This is a genomic window from uncultured Jannaschia sp. (genome assembly GCF_947503795.1).
In the GTDB taxonomy this organism is placed as follows: domain Bacteria; phylum Pseudomonadota; class Alphaproteobacteria; order Rhodobacterales; family Rhodobacteraceae; genus Jannaschia.
The window spans coordinates 78,065-92,701 of record NZ_CANNEZ010000002.1 but is presented as its reverse complement, the minus strand read 5'-3'; the positions used below and the strand labels follow the sequence as shown (position 1 = coordinate 92,701).

Genomic DNA, 14,637 nt, shown 5'->3' with positions numbered 1-14,637 from the left:
CTGGCGGACGCCCTGCACCCCACGCGCATATTTCAGGAGCATCGAAGACGGCGGGTCAGCCGGCGTAGCGCAATTCCGTGAAACGGGCGCGGAGGGCGGCGGTCTCGGGGGCGACGGTCTCGGGGTCGCTCTGAAGCGCACGGGCGAGGATCGCCATGATCGCGGGGGCGTCAGACGATTCCACGCCGCGGCGGGCCAGTTCAGGCGTGCCGATGCGGAGACCGTTCATGTCGCCCTCCACTTCGGGCGATGGCAGGCCGATGCCGCAGGCGAGAAACCCCGTGCGGGCAAGGCGCCGGGCCATGGTCTGGCCGCCACCGAAGGGCGCGGCCTCGATCGCGAACTGATGGCTTTCGGTGGTGCCGTAGACGGGTAGGCCCTCGGCGCGCGCGGCCTCGGCCAGGGCTTGTGCCAAGGCGACCATATGAGCGGCGTATGCCGCGCCGTGGTCGATCCAGTCCTGCAGCGTGACGGCCAGAGCCGCCGTCTTGGCCACGTCGAAATTGGCCGTCAGGCCTGGAAAGGCGACTGCGTCGAGGCGGCGGGCGATCTCGGCCTCGTTGGTGACGATCAGGCCGCCGGCCGGGCCGCCGAGCGACTTGTAGGTGCTCATCGTCATCAGATGCGCGCCCTGGTCGAGCGGGTTCGGCCAGGCGCCGCCCGCGATCACCCCGCAGAGATGGGCCGCGTCGAACATCAGGACGGCACCGACCTCGTCGGCGATGGCGCGCAGATCGGCGACGGGATGGGGGTGGAGGTTGAGCGAGGCGCCGATGGTGATGATCTTCGGGCGGACCTCGTGGGCCAGCGCGCGGAGGGCGTCCACATCGACGGTGTAACGCGCGGCATCGACCGGGGCCGGGTGCGTCGTCAGGCCGTAGAGCCCGGCGCAACCCGCCGCGTGGTGGGTGACATGGCCGCCGATGGCGGGCGGGGGCGCGATGATGGCGTCGCCGGGCCGTGCCAGCGCCATGAAGGACATCAGGTTGGCGAGCGCGCCCGAGGGGACGCGCGGCTCGACATATGTGGCGCCGAACACGCGGGCGGCGAGGCGGGCGGCCATCACCTCGATCTGTTCGATGGCCTCGAGGCCGGTCTCGTACTTGTCGCCCGGCTGGCCCAGCGACGGACGGCTGCCGAGGCCCGAAGCCAGCAGCGCCTCGGCCCGCGGGTTCATCACGTTGGTCGCGGGGTTCAGGTTGAAGCAGCGTTCGTCGTGGATCGCGCGCGTCTCGGCCGCCAGCGCCTCGACCGCGGCGCGGGGATCGGCGGGCAGGCGAAGGGCGTCGATGCGGGCGGCGGCGGGGGCGGTGAGCCAGGGACGGGGGGCGAGATCTGTCATGGGTCGCATTGGCCCGAGACGGGGGCTTGCGGTCAACGCAGATCGGGTGAAAGTGAGGGTCAGAAAATCTGAGGCTTGCCCATGTCCGTCGACCCGCCCCGTGCCCCCGACCTGCCGCTCAACGCGCTGCGCGCCTTCGAGGCGGCGGCACGGCTGGGCGGGTTCAAGGCCGCGGCCAGCGAGCTGGGCGTGACGCCCGGCGCGGTGACGGCGCATGTGAAGGGGTTGGAGGACCGGCTGGGCGCGCCGCTCTTCGATCGCCTGGCGCGAGGCGTGCGCCTGACGCCGCTGGGGGCCAGCGTCCTGCCGGGGCTGACACGCGCGTTCGACGATCTCGGGACGGCTCAGCACACGCTGCGGACAGGGGCGGCCCCCGCGCGCCTGTCGGTGGCAACGTTGCCGTCGATCGCGCAGCTCTGGCTGCAGCCGCGCCTGCCCGCGCTCCGCGCGACGATGCCGGGCCTGACCGTCTCGATCACCGCGATGGAGGCGCCGCCGGCGACCAAGCGCGCGCCGCATGACCTGTGGCTGTTCTATGGCCTCAGCACGGACGTTCTGGTCCCGGTCCGCGCGCCGGGCGGGGCGGCGACGCGGCTGACGGATGCGAGCTGGGCCGGGGATTGGGACGTCTGGGACGCCGCGACCGACGGCGTGCCCGCGTCGGGGCCGGTCTTCTCGCTCTACGGGCTGGCCATCGAGGAGGCGCTGCGCGGTGCGGGCACGGCGATGGGACGGCTGTCGCTGGTTGCGCCGCTGCTGGCCGAAGGGCGGCTGGAGGAAGCGGGCGCACGCGTGCCGCTGGACGAGGGGCTGGAGGTCACGGTGGCACATCCCGGCCGCATCGCGCGGCTGGCGGCGACGTGGCTCAGAGCGGAGATCGAAGGCTGAGGGAAGCCGGGGCAGATTGCCCGCGCCGCGCATCGCGGCCCGCGCGGCGTCGATTGGGCGCATGACGGCCGGTCGCGTCTCCCGCCTGATGGTTCGGGCTGTCCGTGGCCGACCGTGACCCCGGACGCATGGTGCCCTCCGAGATCAGATCCGTGTCCCCGTTCCCGGGCGGCTTAAGGAACTTGAAATGAGCTTGATCTAAGGCTGGCGCCAGCAGGTCTGGGATCATGCCCGTGTATTTCTCCGAAGTCGGATATCAGGACGCGCCTCCGAATTTTTTCGAGGTCGCCGCTCCCGCCGGGACGGATGTCTCCGGCTATTCCATCGCCATCTACGATGCCTCCGGCGTGCTGAAGGCCACGATGGCGTTCCCGTCGCTGGACGCCACCCAACATGGTCAGGACATCTACTCGTTCGACGAATTCACGCCGGGCGGGATCGAGTACGGCGCGAGCGAATCCATTGCCCTCATCGACGATACGGGTGCCGTCGTGCAGTTCGTATCGTTCGAGGGGAAGACTGTCTCGCCGACATCCGGCCCGGCCGCGGGGGCGACCAGCCAGAGCCTCGGCTTCCTGAAGAGCGGCCAGACATTCGAGACGACCGATGGCGGTGCAAGCTACTCGGCCCAGAGCGCGCCGAGCCGGGGCACCATTCCGTGTTACGCGACCGGCACGCGGATCGAGACGCCATGCGGGCCGCGCCGCATCGAGACGCTGCGGGCGGGCGACCTGGTGACGACCGTCGAGCACGGCGCCATGCCCATCCGGTGGACCAACGCCGCGAACGCGCCGCTGCGCGGCCCGAAGCCAAGCAAGCCGCCGGTGCTGATCCGCGCCGGCGCGCTGGGCCCCGGTTGCCCGTCGCGGGACCTGATCGTGTCCCCGCAGCACCGCATCCTCGCCGGATCGGCGGGCCAGCTCCACGGCTTCAGCGATACGGAGGTGTTCGTGCCGTCCGAGGCGTTGACGGGCCTACGACGGGTCCGGTTCATGCATGGCCGGCGGTCGATCACCTGGCACCACTTCCTGCTGGATCGCCACACCATCGTCGTCGCCGAGGGGTGCTGGACGGAATCGCTCCTTCCGGGACCAATGGTTCGCGGGGGCCTGGATCGACCCCAGCGGCGGGCATTGCGGCACGCGATGATGCCCATGGTCGGGGACGCGCATCCCGCACGTCCCTGCCTGACGATGCAGGCGGCGAGACGGCTGGCGGCCCTGTGGGCGCCGCCGGGTTCCGCGCGCTCGGTCGCCGCGTGACGACGCTCCCGTCCGAGGGGGCGGGTGGCGACGTCTATGCGGCCGCGCCGCCTCTCCGCTTCGCGCGCGCTACTTCACCGCGCCCGCCGCCATGCCCTTGATGATGTATTTCTCCAGCACGATGCCGATCACGATCAGGGGCAGGATCGCCGCGAAGCTGAGCGCGGCCATCGACCACCAGGAGATGCCCTGCGACCCGGTTTGGGAGGCGACCATCACGGGAAGGGTGTTGGCGTGCGTCGAGGTCAGGAGGGCTGCAAAGAAGTACTCGTTCCAGGTCAGCACGAGCGACAGGATGAAGGCTGCGACCATGCCGGGGGCTGCGATGGGCAGGATGATGGTCAGGAACGCGCCCCAGATGCCGAGGCCGTCGACCATCGCGGCCTCCTCGAGCTCGGTGGGGATCGAGCCGAACTGGTCGCGCATGATCCAGATGACGATGGGGAGGACCGTCAGCGTGTAGAGCAGGATCAGGCCGATGCGGCTGTCCAGCATGTCGAGCTCGCGGTAGAGGACGAGGAACGGCAGCGCGAGGACCACCGGCGGCAGGATCAGCTGGCTGAGGAAGAAGAACGAGATGTCGCCGTTGCGCATCGGGCCGAAGCGGTACTGGAAGCGCGAGAGGCCATAGGCCGCGCAGGCCCCGAGGATCACGGCCAGCAGCGAGGCGGAGACCGAGATGATCGTCGAGTTCCAGAACCGGCGCATGAACTCGTCGCGCACGGTGGAGACGCTGCCGATCGTGTCGGGCGACAGGCCCAGCGCCCGCCAGCCGAGGCGTTTGGGCTCGAAATCGACATAGGGGATCATGTTGCCCTGCATCACGTCGGGCGCGGCTTTGAAGCTGGTGGTGATGGTCCAGTAGATCGGGAAGAGGCAGATGATCGCCCAGGCGATCAACAGCGCGTAGATCGCCACCTTCGACAGAACGAAGCCCGGACGGAAGGCGCGGTCGGCCTCGCTGTCGTGGAAGATCTGGGTGGCGGGCGCGTCCGTCATGTCTGGGGCTTCGTCCAGCGTTCGGTGAGTTTCATCAGGACAGTCATGAAGATCACGATCGCGATCAGGTAGAGGAACGCGAGCATCGTCCCGTAGCCCACGTTCGAGCGGTCGCGGTATTCGCGGAAGATGAAGCTGGTGACGGTGTCGGTCGCTCCGCCCGGCCCGCCGGAGGTGATGTTGATGACGATGTCGGCGAGCTTCAGCTTGAAGATGATGCGGATCAGGATCGCGGTGATCGACACCGGCAGCATCAGGGGAAACGTCACCTCCCAGAAGCGGCGCCAGGGCGATGCGCCGTCGACCTTGGCCGCCTCGATCAGCTCCTTCGGCACGGCCTGGAGGCCCGCGAGCAGCATGATCATCATGAAGGGGATGAAGGTCCACGCATCCATGACCATGATCATCAGGCGCGCGATCTCGGGGGTGCCGAAGAAGCTGGGCGTCTCCCATCCCAACTCGCGGGCGAGGCGGGCCATCGGGCCGAAGCGCGGCTCGAACATCGACTTGCCGACCATCCACGAGACAGCGACGGGCGAGAGCATCAGGGGCAGGAGAAACGCCACGCGGAAGAACTTACGCGCCCGGATCTCGGCGTTGAGGAGGAGCGCGAGGCCGAAGGCGATGACGTATTCCACGAGGATCGCCGCCGTGTAGAGCACCATGTTCCAGAGCGCGTTGAGATAGAACGGGTCGCCCATCGCCTGCCGGGCGTTGTCGAGCCCATTGAACTGCCGCCCGTCGGGCGATGCGAGGTTCCAGTCGCTGAGGGCGATGCCGACGCCGAAGATCAGCGGGAAGATCACCAGCGCGCCCACGAAGAGTGCCGCGGGCAGCACGAAAAGCGTGCGCTTGCCCTGTTCGCCATGCAGCACGACCTGCGCCCAGCACAGCAGCGTCGCAAAGAGGCAGAAGGCGTAGAGCGTCGGACGCCAGCTCTCGAAGCCGAGATCGAGCCGGCCGGTCTGGTCGAACCATTGCAGCGCGCCCACCGCCACCAGCAGCGCCAGCCCGCCCCAGATCATGGTGCGTCCAACCGCGCGCCGCGCAGGCGTGATGCGGTCTTCGGTGACGATGTGAAGCTGCTCGGCCATTGCTGACATGTTAGTCACGCCGCCCGGCGGTTGGGAAGCGTTATCGCGCGTCCCGCCGCAGGACCCGGATGCGCGACCAGAGCTCGTCGCGGTCCGAATAGACCCCTTCGATGAAGCGCGCCCCGCCCGCCGCGTCGTAGCCCGTCCGCCCATGCAGCGCGCGGCGATTGTCGAAGGCGAAGAGATCGCCCGCGGCGTAGCGCACCTCCATCCGGTAGCGCGGGTCCTCGGCGCGGACCGCGAAGGCGCGCAGGCTCTCGTAGGCGCGGCGCTGCTCGTCCAGCGGGGCGACCACGGGCTGGCGCAGCCAGACGGTATAGCGGATCTCGCGGACGGCGCCCTGCGCGTCCAGCGCGATCACCGGCCCCGTCGCGCGATAATCGCTGTCGCGGGCGCGGTTGCCGAAGGTCCAGTCGAGGGTCGTCAGCGTCTCGAAGAGCTCCTGATCCTCGGTGCGGATATCCTCGGCCACCCGGTAGCCATCAACATAGGTGCCCATACCCCCGGTCGTCGTGTTCTCGCGGCAATGGAGGAATTGCAGCCCCGGCGGGCATTCGCGGCTCGCAAGATCGGTATGCGGCGGAAGGGCGTGCGAGGTATAGGCGTTGCTGGTCGGGTCGTCCTGAATCGCCGACGTGAAGACGCGGCCGAAATTGCTGTCGCGGATCGTGCCGATGCGACCGGCGATCTCGAGGAGGAGCCCGTCCCGCTCGGGCAGGCCCCGAAGGCGCGCGACGCCATGGTGCGCCAGCGCTTCCAGCCAGGCGAGGAAGGTCGCGTCGTCGGCCAAGGCGGCGGGCCCGTCGAAGCTCGGCACCTCGGCCAGCGTCGCGTCCCAGAGTATCGGCGCGGCCGGGTCGGGCTCCGGCACCTGTCCCAGCCATGCGGTGCCGCGCAGCCAGCCGGGATGGTAGCGGCAGGTGTCGGGACGGTCGGTGAAGACGACCCCGAGGATGCCGTTTTCGACCGATGCCGACCGCACCGAGAGGTCGGCGGGGATCGCCGTGGGCGAGATCAGCAACTCGCGCGAGAGGGGGTGGATCGTGTCGGCATCGGGGCTGTTTTCACGCAGGAGGCGGGCGAGGTGGACGCTTTCGGCACCGTCCGCCCAGATGACGCGAACCGCATCGCCCTCGGCTTGGGCGGCGACGGGGCGATGGGTGACGGGCCAGGTTTCGAAATCGGGCGTGTAGGGCAGATCGGGCAGGGTCTCGTCGCGCATGTCGCCTCCGGGATGTGCCCCCGTTGCTGGCGCCCGATTCCGACCGCGTCTCGCCTGCCCGCGACGTCAGACGGCTGTGAGGCCCTGGTCGATCGCGGAGAGCAGCGGCGCCTCCGGTTCGATGCCGATGGACAGCCGCAGGAAGCCCTCGGGCACCGCATCGCCCCAGCGGGCGCGGCGGTCGGCGCTGGTATGGGTCGAGCCGAAGCTCGTGGCGGGCAGGATGCAGCCGGCGTAGGCGATGAAGCGATCGGCGGCGGCACGGTCGGGAAAGGTCGCGCCGATGACGAAGCCGGGCGCGTGCATCTGCGTCCGGGCGAGTGCGTGGTCGGGGTGGTCGGACAGGCCGGGGAAGCGCACGGCAACGCGGTCGTCCGACGCCAGCCGCTCGGCCACGGCCTGCGCGCTGCGGCACATCCGGTCGAGCCTGAGCTCCAGCGTCTCGAGCGAGCGGCTGAGCATCCAGGCCTCGAACGGACCGGGGATCGCCCCGGTGAATTTGCGCGTCGCGGCCAGCCGCTCCATCAGGTCCGGATCGGCGGTCGCGACATGCCCGAGGATCAGGTCGCTATGCCCGCCCGCGGCCTTGGTGTCCGACGCGAGCGTGATGTCGGCGCCGAGCGCCAGCGGTCGCTGCAGAAGCCCCGTGCAGAAGGTGTTGTCGACGGCCAGAAGCGCGCCCGCCGCTTGGCAGCGGCCCGAGAGCGCGGCGAGGTCGATCAGGTCCAGCGCCGGGTTCGACGGCGTCTCGACCAGCACGAGCGCCACGCCCGAAAGATCCGCCCCGAGCATCTCGCGGGTCGGCACGGTGATCATCTCGACGCCCAGCGGCGCAAGCGTCTCGCCGGCCAGAACGCGCGTGTGGAAATAGCCGTCGGCGGGCACCAGCACCCGGTCGCCGGTCTTCAGCACGCTCAGCATCACGCCTGCGATGGCCGCCATTCCGCTCGCGAAAAGAAGGCTCGGCGCGCCCTCAACCGCGGCCAGCCGCGCCTCGCAGGCCTGTACCGTGGGCGTGGCGTAGCGCCCGTAGATCGCGTCGGGCGCGGGCTGGTCGCCCAGCCGGAACGTCGAGGTCGAGACCATCGGTTCGGCCACCGGGTCTCCATCGGCCAGCCGCGAGGTGCGGTGATGCAGAAGGTCGAGGACCTGCGTCTGGATGTCATCTGGCAGCATGGGCGGGGCCTTTCGGATCTGGCCCGAACTGGCCCCCGACATGCGCCGCTGTCAATCGCGCCCCCGTCCTCTGGCCCCAAATACCTCGGGGAGCGCGAGGGGAGACCCTCGCCGGTCGGGCCGGGGCTCGATGCCCCGGCCCGACCGGGCCCGGCACCACGAAAAAGGGGCGCGCCCATCGCCGGACGCGCCCCGATCTCAGACGGTGCGGATCACATTCCCAGCGACGCCTTGTAGAGCGCGATCTGGCTGTCGCGGCCGATCTGGTCGGTGATCTCCTCCCATGCGGCGGCGATGGCGTCCGCGGTCTCCTGCGCCGAGCCGTATTGGCCCGCGAAGCCCTTCGCCAGCTCGTCCTCGGCGACCGAGTAGTACTGGAAGATGCCGGGGATGCGCGGCTCGATCGCGCCGTTGGGGTGGTTGTAGCTGTCGAGATTGGCGCCGAGGAAATCTTCGACATAGGCGCGGTCGTAGCCCGCCGCTTCCCATTCCTCGTACTGGAAATGCGAGTTGCGGTAGGGCTGGAACCCCGACGGGTAGGCCGAGGCCCAGAGCGACAGGTCCTTGCCGCCCAGATGCGCCGCTGCCGACCAGGCCGCCTTGTTCTTCAGCTCGTCCTCCTCGGTCTTGGCCATCACGTAGACGCCCCAGCCGATATAGGCGAGGTTCGGGCTTTCGTTGCGGCCCTCCTCCCATTCGCCGGATTGCGAGTTGTAGACGCGCTCGGCGGCCGGGTTCATCGAGAAGGCCGCGACCTCGCCCACGACCGAGGTGTCCGAAGTCCGCGCCGCCGCACCCACATCGCCCCACCAGGTCAGCGCGGCACCCGTGCCGGCGAGGAACTGCTGGAATGCGGTCGTGCCCGGATCGGCATTGATCTGGTCGGCCGGGTAGGCCCCTTCGGTCGCGATCAGGTCCATCACGTCCTGGATCGCCTGCACGAAGGCCGGGTTGTTGACGCGCGGCGTCATCGTCTCGGGATCGAACAGCCAGGCCGGGTCGTCGGGGTGCTTGGCATAGGGCGTCGCGCGGTCCTCGAGGAAGTAGAACCCGAAGCCGCCCCAACCCTTGAGCGGGTCGAGGAAGCCGTGCGCGGGCAGGCCCGTCAGCGGGTCGGTCTTGCCGGCGAGGAACTTCGAATGCGCGTTGACCTGCTCCCAGGTCTCGGGCGGGGCCCACGGACCTTCGCCGGCCCCGGCCGCCCAGGCCTCGGCGAACTCGGCGTTGTCGTAGTAGTCCTGGCGGTAGGCCATCGTGTGGCAGTCGCCGTCGATCGACACGCGGTAGGTCTTGCCGTCCCACGTCCCGACGGGGGCCTTCAGGTAGTCGACGTAATCGTCCATGTCGATGATGTCGGCGACCCATTGGGGCATCTCGGAGGCCATGCCGCGGCCCAGAACGTCGCCCTCGAAGGGCGCGCCCATCTCGATGATGTCGAAATCGACCGTGCCGGTCGCGATCGACTGCTGCAGGCGCGCGTTGTAGTCGGCCTGTGCCAGGTCGATCCAGTTGATCGTGGCCCCGGTGTAATCTTCCCACGACTTCAGGAAGCCGCGGAACAGGAAGTTGTGCGTGTTCTGGTTGTTGAGCCCCATGAAGGTCAGCTCGACGCCCGCGAACTCGCCCTCGGCCACGCTTTCGCGTGTCGCCCCGAGGCACATCTCGCCCACGCGCTGCCAGTCGGCATCCGTCGGACTGCCCGATCCGACGCCCGGGATCTGCAGGATCTCGGCGCGCAGGTTGCCGTGGGCGTCGGCGAAGGCGCCCTTCGGCATCAGCGCGCCGCCCGCCGCGAGACCGGCCGTGGCGGCCGCGCCCTGCAGCATGGCGCGACGATTGAGCTTACCCGTGCGCAGGAAGTGTTCGTAGATGCGGTGCTTCATGTGATCCTCCCAGATCGGCGCCCTTTCCGGGCGACCTTGACCCTGCGACAGTCACCGCGCCGGACCCGACCTGTCAAGGGACTGGCATGTTAGCATGTCGGACGTGACAGCCGCCGGACGCCCCGCTAGCGTCGGCCCGAGCGAAGGGGAGACGAATGGCCAACGTGACGATCCGCGACCTGCGGAAGTCCTACGGGACGACGGAGGTCATCCACGGCCTCGATATCGATATCGCAGACGGGGAATTCGTCGTGCTGGTGGGACCGTCGGGCTGCGGCAAGTCCACGCTTCTGCGGATGGTCGCGGGGCTCGAGGGGATCAGCGGCGGAACCATCGCCATCGGCGACCGGGTGGTGAACAACCTGGCACCGGCGCGCCGCGACATCGCGATGGTGTTCCAGAACTACGCGCTCTACCCCCACAAGACGGTGCGCGCGAACATGGCGTTCAGCCTGCGCATGGCGGGGATGGACAAGGCCCAGATCACCGAGCGGGTGGACCGCGCGGCGGGCATCCTCGGGCTGACGGATTACCTCGACCGCTACCCGCGCGCGCTCTCGGGTGGTCAGCGCCAGCGCGTCGCGATGGGCCGCGCCATCGTCCGCGACCCCCAGGTCTTCCTCTTCGACGAACCGCTGTCGAACCTCGACGCCAAGCTGCGCGTCCAGATGCGCGCCGAGATCCGCGAGTTGCACCAGCGGCTGTCGACAACCACGATCTACGTCACCCATGACCAGATCGAGGCGATGACCATGGCCGACAAGATCGTCGTTCTGCAGGGCGGCCACGTCGAACAGATCGGCTCGCCGCTCGACCTCTACGACCGGCCCGCGAACACCTTCGTCGCCAGCTTCATCGGCTCGCCCTCGATGAACCTGATGCCGGGCGAGGGCGTGGCGGACGGTGTCACGGTGGACGGTCACGTGCTGCCGGTGCCGGGGGTCGCGGCGGGCCACGGCGTCACGCTGGGACTTCGGCCCGAGCATCTCGCGCTGGCCGAGGCGGGGCTGCCCGCGACGGTCTCGGTGGTCGAGCCGACGGGGTCCGAGACCCATGTGATCGCGCGGATCGGCGAGCGCGAGGTGACGGCTGTGACGCGAGACCGGCCCGGTATCCGGCCCGGCGACCGCATCCACCTGATGCCCGCGCCCGGCACGGTCCACATCTTCGACCGCGAGAGCGGCGCGCGGGTCGATCCGTGACGATCCTCGTCTTCGGCGACAGCAACAGCCACGGCACGCGGCCCTTCGCGCGGCTGGGCCAGCTCGACCGGCACCCGCCCGAGGCGCGCTGGCCAATGGTCATGGGCCGCGCATTGGGGACCGAAGTGATCTGCGAGGGGCATCCGGGCCGGACGACCGTGCATGACGACCCGATCGAAGGGGCGCACAAGAACGGGCTCCGGGTGCTCCCAGCGCTTCTCGAAAGCCACAGGCCGATCCGGCTGGTGATCGTCATGCTGGGCACGAATGACTGCAAGGCGCGGTTCGGCCTGCGGGGCTGGGACATCGCCGCCGGTGCGGGGCGGCTGGCGCAGGTCGTGCAAGGCTCGACGTCGGGGCCCGATGGCGGCGCGCCGGACGTTATGCTGGTCGCGCCGGTCCCGCTGGAGGAGGCGGGTGTGCTGGCCGAGATGTTCCAGGGCGGTCGCGCGCGCAGCCGGGCCATCGCGCCCGCGCTCCGCGAGATGGCCGAGGGGCTGGGCTGCGGGTTCTTCGACGCGGGCCGCATGGCCGAGGTCGATCCGCTGGACGGCGTCCACATGGATGGCGCAGCACAGGTTGCGATCGGTCTTGCGATGGCCGACGCGGTGCATGCGCGGCTGGGGCTGGGCTGAGCCGCCGCGAACGTCGCGCCGGGTGGAGGGATCTCGACGAACGGTCGCGGCGAGGCGGAGAATATTCGTACGAATAGTCTCTGCTCGGTCCGGGTCAATGTGCAATGACGGCAGACCGGAGCGGCGGTGCGACGCGCCCGTGGGGCGCGATTTCAACAGCCCGATCGTCGATCAGCGCTGGATGCTCTCGAGGTAGCGCGACAGCGCCAGGAGGTCGGCGGGGACCGGCGTCCCGATCCCCTCCTCGAACTCCACGACCACCGTCGGCCCGAGGTCCTCGGCCCCGAATTCCGGCATCACCGCCGCCGGGTCGCCATGGCGCCCCAGCCCGTCGATCTGGCCCAGCACGCGGGTCGTCGGGAAGGACCCGCCGTTGCGCGCCGAAATCCGCGTGAGGTCTGGGCCGACCCCGCCAGTCGCGTCCACGGCATGGCAGGCCGCGCAGTCCTGCGCGAAGAGCGCCATGCCGTGTGCCGCGTCGACGCGCAGGTCCTCGGGCGCGGTCTGGCAGGCGGCGAGGGCGAGGGGCAGAAGGGCGATGAGGCGCATGGGGGTCTCCGGGCGAGGGTTCGGGTATCGCGACGATCTTGCCCCGGCCGCTTGGCGCATGTCTTGACCCATCGCAAGCCGCCGTCTTGCCAGCGGCGCGCCGCCGGGCCTAGCGTGGCCCGCACCAAGGGAGGACCGAACGATGCTCAAGGGACTGGACCCGATCCTGAACGCCGATGTGCTCTATGCGCTGCGTGCGATGGGGCATGGCGACATGCTGATCCTGGCGGACACGAACTTCCCCTCGGACGCAATCGCGCAGGAGACGGTTCATGGCGAAGTGCTGCGGATCGACCGTCCGATGGCCGAGGTGGCGCGCGCGGTCCTGTCGGTGATGCCGCTCGACACCTTCGTGGAGGATTTCGCGGGCCGCATGGAGGTCGTGGACGACGCCGCCACCGTACCGCCGGTGCAGCAGCAGGTGCAGGCCGAGATCGCGGCCACCGGCGAGACGCGGGACATGGTGGGGATCGAGCGGTTCGCCTTCTACGACCTCGCGCGCGAGGCCTATGCGGTCATCCAGACGGGCGAGCGCCGGTTCTACGGCTGCATCATGCTGCGCAAAGGAGTGATCGGTCCCGATGCCTGATGTCGTGATCCTGGGCGTGTTCGTCGCCGATACCGCCTACCGCGCCGACCGACAGCCGCGGATGGGCGAGACGATCATGGGCCGGTCCTTCGCACTCGGCCCCGGCGGCAAGGGGTCGAACCAGGCGGTCGCGGCGGCGCGCGCGGGCGGCGACGTGGCCATGGTGACGCGGATCGGGTCGGACACCTTCGGCGATATGGCGATGGCCACGTGGGAGGACGCGGGCGTCGTTCCGGCCGTCGAGCGGAGCGACGAGGCGACGGGCGCGGCCTATATCTTCATCGACGCCGAGACGGGCGACAACGCGATCATCATCGCGCCGGGTGCGGCGGCCGGGATCGATGCGGATTTCGTCGACGGCCATGCTGCATTGATCGCTGGAGCCAAAGTCTTCGTCACCCAACTGGAACAGCCGATGGAGGCCGCGGTCCACGCGCTACGCCTCGCGCGGGAGGGCGGGGCGACCACCATCCTGAACCCCGCACCCGCCGCGCCATTGCCCGAAGGCATGCTGGCCTTTTGCGATTACGTCACCCCCAACGAGACCGAGGCCGAGGCGCTGACCGGCATCAAGGTCACCGATGCGGCGTCGGCCCGCGCGGCGGGCGAGGCGCTGCTGGCGGCGGGGGTGGGGCGTGCGGCGATCCTGACCCTCGGGGCGCAGGGCGCGCTCTATCACGACGCCGACACGACCGAGATGGTGCCCGCCTTCGACGCAGGCCCCGTGGTCGAGACGACGGGTGCGGGCGACGCCTTCAATGGAGCCTTCGCGGCGGCGCTGGCCGAGGGCATGTCCCCGCGCGAGGCGGTGCGCTTCGGCTGCGCGACCGCCGCCATCAGCGTCACGCGGCCCGGCACCGCGCCGTCGATGCCATCGCGGGCCGAGATCGACGCGCTGCTCGGGTGAACGATCCCCGCGCTGTGCTGGAGGCGGAATTGGCCGAGCTACGGGTCGCGCGCGACGGCACGGCCGAGGCGCGCCGCCCCGTGGTGCTGGACCAGCAGAGCGTCGGGCGGCTGTCGCGGATGGACGCGATTCAGAACCAGGCGATGGCGGCGGGCGAAGAGGCACGTCGATCGGCCCGGATCACCGTCCTCGAGGCGGCGCTCGCGCGGGTCGAGGCGGGGACATGGGGGCTCTGCGTGGATTGCGAGGAGCCGGTGGAGCCCGCACGCCTCGCCTTCGATCCGGCGACACCGCTCTGCCTCGATTGCCGCAGGGGCTAGCGGTAGAGCCGCATCCCGGCCACCGCGATATCGACCGTGAACTCCCGCCCGACGGCCAGAACACCGATCCGCCGCAGCCCGGCGGGATCCCAGGCGATGTCGGTGCGGTTGGCCTCGAACGCGTCGAAGGGCAGCCGGATCGTCGTCCAGTCGGGCGGCGCGGTGAATTCGGCGCGAAACGATTGCCAAGGCCGCGTCATGCCTTCGGTGCGCAGGCGCATCTCGTAGGTTTCGCCATTGCCGATGACGTCCAGTTCGATGCCGGTCCAGCCGGAGACGTCGCGCTTGGCCGGGGTGGCCATCTGGATGAAGCCGCCGTTGTTCTCGGTCGAGACCTCGCCCGTCAGGCGCACCGCGTCGCGCCCGGCGATGCGTTCGCGTGTTACCCGCCCTTCGGAGACGCCGCCCATGACCGTGTCGGCGACGTAGCCCCAGTCCGGTTCAAGATCCATCTGCATCTCCTCGGCACGGGCGGGCAGGGCGGCCAGCAGGGCCGCCGCGATGAACAGGCGTCGCTTCATCATCCCCGATCTAGGCCGCCCCCGCCGCTCGGAAAGACGGATGGCGCC

General features: G+C 69.9%; 15 protein-coding genes. 7 read left to right on the top strand and 8 right to left on the bottom strand.

The window, feature by feature from the left end; genetic code table 11:
• Positions 1-55: 55 nt before the first annotated feature.
• The gene (glyA, locus tag Q0833_RS12865) at positions 56-1,342 is read right to left on the bottom strand and encodes an aminotransferase class I/II-fold pyridoxal phosphate-dependent enzyme (RefSeq protein WP_298435390.1); all 1,287 of its coding nucleotides are present in this window, start codon (positions 1,340-1,342) and stop codon (positions 56-58) included.
• 81 nt (positions 1,343-1,423) lie between these two features.
• On the opposite strand from glyA, the gene Q0833_RS12860 reads away from it, so the two are divergent.
• Together Q0833_RS12860 and Q0833_RS12855 are read left to right on the top strand one after the other, a co-directional pair.
• Positions 1,424-2,230 carry a LysR family transcriptional regulator gene (locus Q0833_RS12860; RefSeq protein ID WP_298435387.1) on the top strand — a complete coding sequence of 269 codons (807 nt, stop codon included), beginning with the start codon at positions 1,424-1,426 and terminating at the stop codon, positions 2,228-2,230.
• Between the two features lie 347 nt (positions 2,231-2,577).
• Complete coding sequence (locus Q0833_RS12855; protein WP_298435384.1) at positions 2,578-3,492, top strand: Hint domain-containing protein; 915 nt, start codon at positions 2,578-2,580, stop codon at positions 3,490-3,492.
• Between the two features lie 69 nt (positions 3,493-3,561).
• On the opposite strand, the gene Q0833_RS12850 is transcribed toward Q0833_RS12855, so the two are convergent.
• The 5 genes from Q0833_RS12850 to Q0833_RS12830 all read right to left on the bottom strand — a co-directional run bounded on the left by Q0833_RS12850 (position 3,562) and on the right by Q0833_RS12830 (position 9,866).
• Positions 3,562-4,491: a carbohydrate ABC transporter permease gene (locus Q0833_RS12850; RefSeq protein WP_298435381.1), complete on the bottom strand. Its 930-nt coding sequence runs from the start codon at positions 4,489-4,491 to the stop codon at positions 3,562-3,564.
• The gene (locus tag Q0833_RS12845; protein WP_298435378.1) at positions 4,488-5,594 is read right to left on the bottom strand and encodes a carbohydrate ABC transporter permease; all 1,107 of its coding nucleotides are present in this window, start codon (positions 5,592-5,594) and stop codon (positions 4,488-4,490) included. The genes Q0833_RS12850 and Q0833_RS12845 overlap by 4 nt, the downstream gene beginning before the upstream one ends.
• Positions 5,595-5,625: 31 nt before the next feature.
• Positions 5,626-6,807 (bottom strand): TauD/TfdA family dioxygenase, encoded by a 1,182-nt coding sequence (locus Q0833_RS12840; RefSeq protein ID WP_298435375.1) that lies wholly within the window; start codon positions 6,805-6,807, stop codon positions 5,626-5,628.
• 66 nt (positions 6,808-6,873) lie between these two features.
• Complete coding sequence (locus tag Q0833_RS12835) at positions 6,874-7,983, bottom strand: cystathionine gamma-lyase (RefSeq protein ID WP_298435372.1); 1,110 nt, start codon at positions 7,981-7,983, stop codon at positions 6,874-6,876.
• Positions 7,984-8,195: 212 nt separating this feature from the next.
• The gene (locus Q0833_RS12830; protein WP_298435370.1) at positions 8,196-9,866 is read right to left on the bottom strand and encodes a sugar ABC transporter substrate-binding protein; all 1,671 of its coding nucleotides are present in this window, start codon (positions 9,864-9,866) and stop codon (positions 8,196-8,198) included.
• A gap of 155 nt (positions 9,867-10,021) precedes the next feature.
• Here Q0833_RS12830 and Q0833_RS12825 point away from each other — a divergent pair, with 155 nt between their 5' ends.
• Positions 10,022-11,068 carry an ABC transporter ATP-binding protein gene (locus Q0833_RS12825; RefSeq protein WP_298435367.1) on the top strand — a complete coding sequence of 349 codons (1,047 nt, stop codon included), beginning with the start codon at positions 10,022-10,024 and terminating at the stop codon, positions 11,066-11,068.
• The gene (locus Q0833_RS12820) at positions 11,065-11,703 is read left to right on the top strand and encodes an SGNH/GDSL hydrolase family protein (protein WP_298435364.1); all 639 of its coding nucleotides are present in this window, start codon (positions 11,065-11,067) and stop codon (positions 11,701-11,703) included. Before Q0833_RS12825 ends, Q0833_RS12820 begins: the two co-directional genes overlap by 4 nt.
• Before the next feature lie 171 nt (positions 11,704-11,874).
• Here Q0833_RS12820 and Q0833_RS12815 read toward each other — a convergent pair whose 3' ends face one another.
• Positions 11,875-12,252: a c-type cytochrome gene (locus tag Q0833_RS12815; protein WP_298435361.1), complete on the bottom strand. Its 378-nt coding sequence runs from the start codon at positions 12,250-12,252 to the stop codon at positions 11,875-11,877.
• Positions 12,253-12,394: 142 nt separating this feature from the next.
• On the opposite strand from Q0833_RS12815, the gene Q0833_RS12810 reads away from it, so the two are divergent.
• The 3 genes from Q0833_RS12810 to Q0833_RS12800 are packed head-to-tail and all read left to right on the top strand — an operon-like array spanning position 12,395 to position 14,068.
• Positions 12,395-12,841 (top strand): RbsD/FucU domain-containing protein, encoded by a 447-nt coding sequence (locus tag Q0833_RS12810; RefSeq protein ID WP_298435358.1) that lies wholly within the window; start codon positions 12,395-12,397, stop codon positions 12,839-12,841.
• Complete coding sequence (gene rbsK, locus Q0833_RS12805) at positions 12,834-13,748, top strand: ribokinase (RefSeq protein WP_298435355.1); 915 nt, start codon at positions 12,834-12,836, stop codon at positions 13,746-13,748. Before Q0833_RS12810 ends, rbsK begins: the two co-directional genes overlap by 8 nt.
• The gene (locus Q0833_RS12800; RefSeq protein WP_298435352.1) at positions 13,745-14,068 is read left to right on the top strand and encodes a TraR/DksA C4-type zinc finger protein; all 324 of its coding nucleotides are present in this window, start codon (positions 13,745-13,747) and stop codon (positions 14,066-14,068) included. Before rbsK ends, Q0833_RS12800 begins: the two co-directional genes overlap by 4 nt.
• On the opposite strand, the gene Q0833_RS12795 is transcribed toward Q0833_RS12800, so the two are convergent.
• Positions 14,065-14,589: a CIA30 family protein gene (locus tag Q0833_RS12795; RefSeq protein ID WP_367274966.1), complete on the bottom strand. Its 525-nt coding sequence runs from the start codon at positions 14,587-14,589 to the stop codon at positions 14,065-14,067. The genes Q0833_RS12800 and Q0833_RS12795 overlap by 4 nt on opposite strands.
• Positions 14,590-14,637 lie beyond the last annotated feature (48 nt).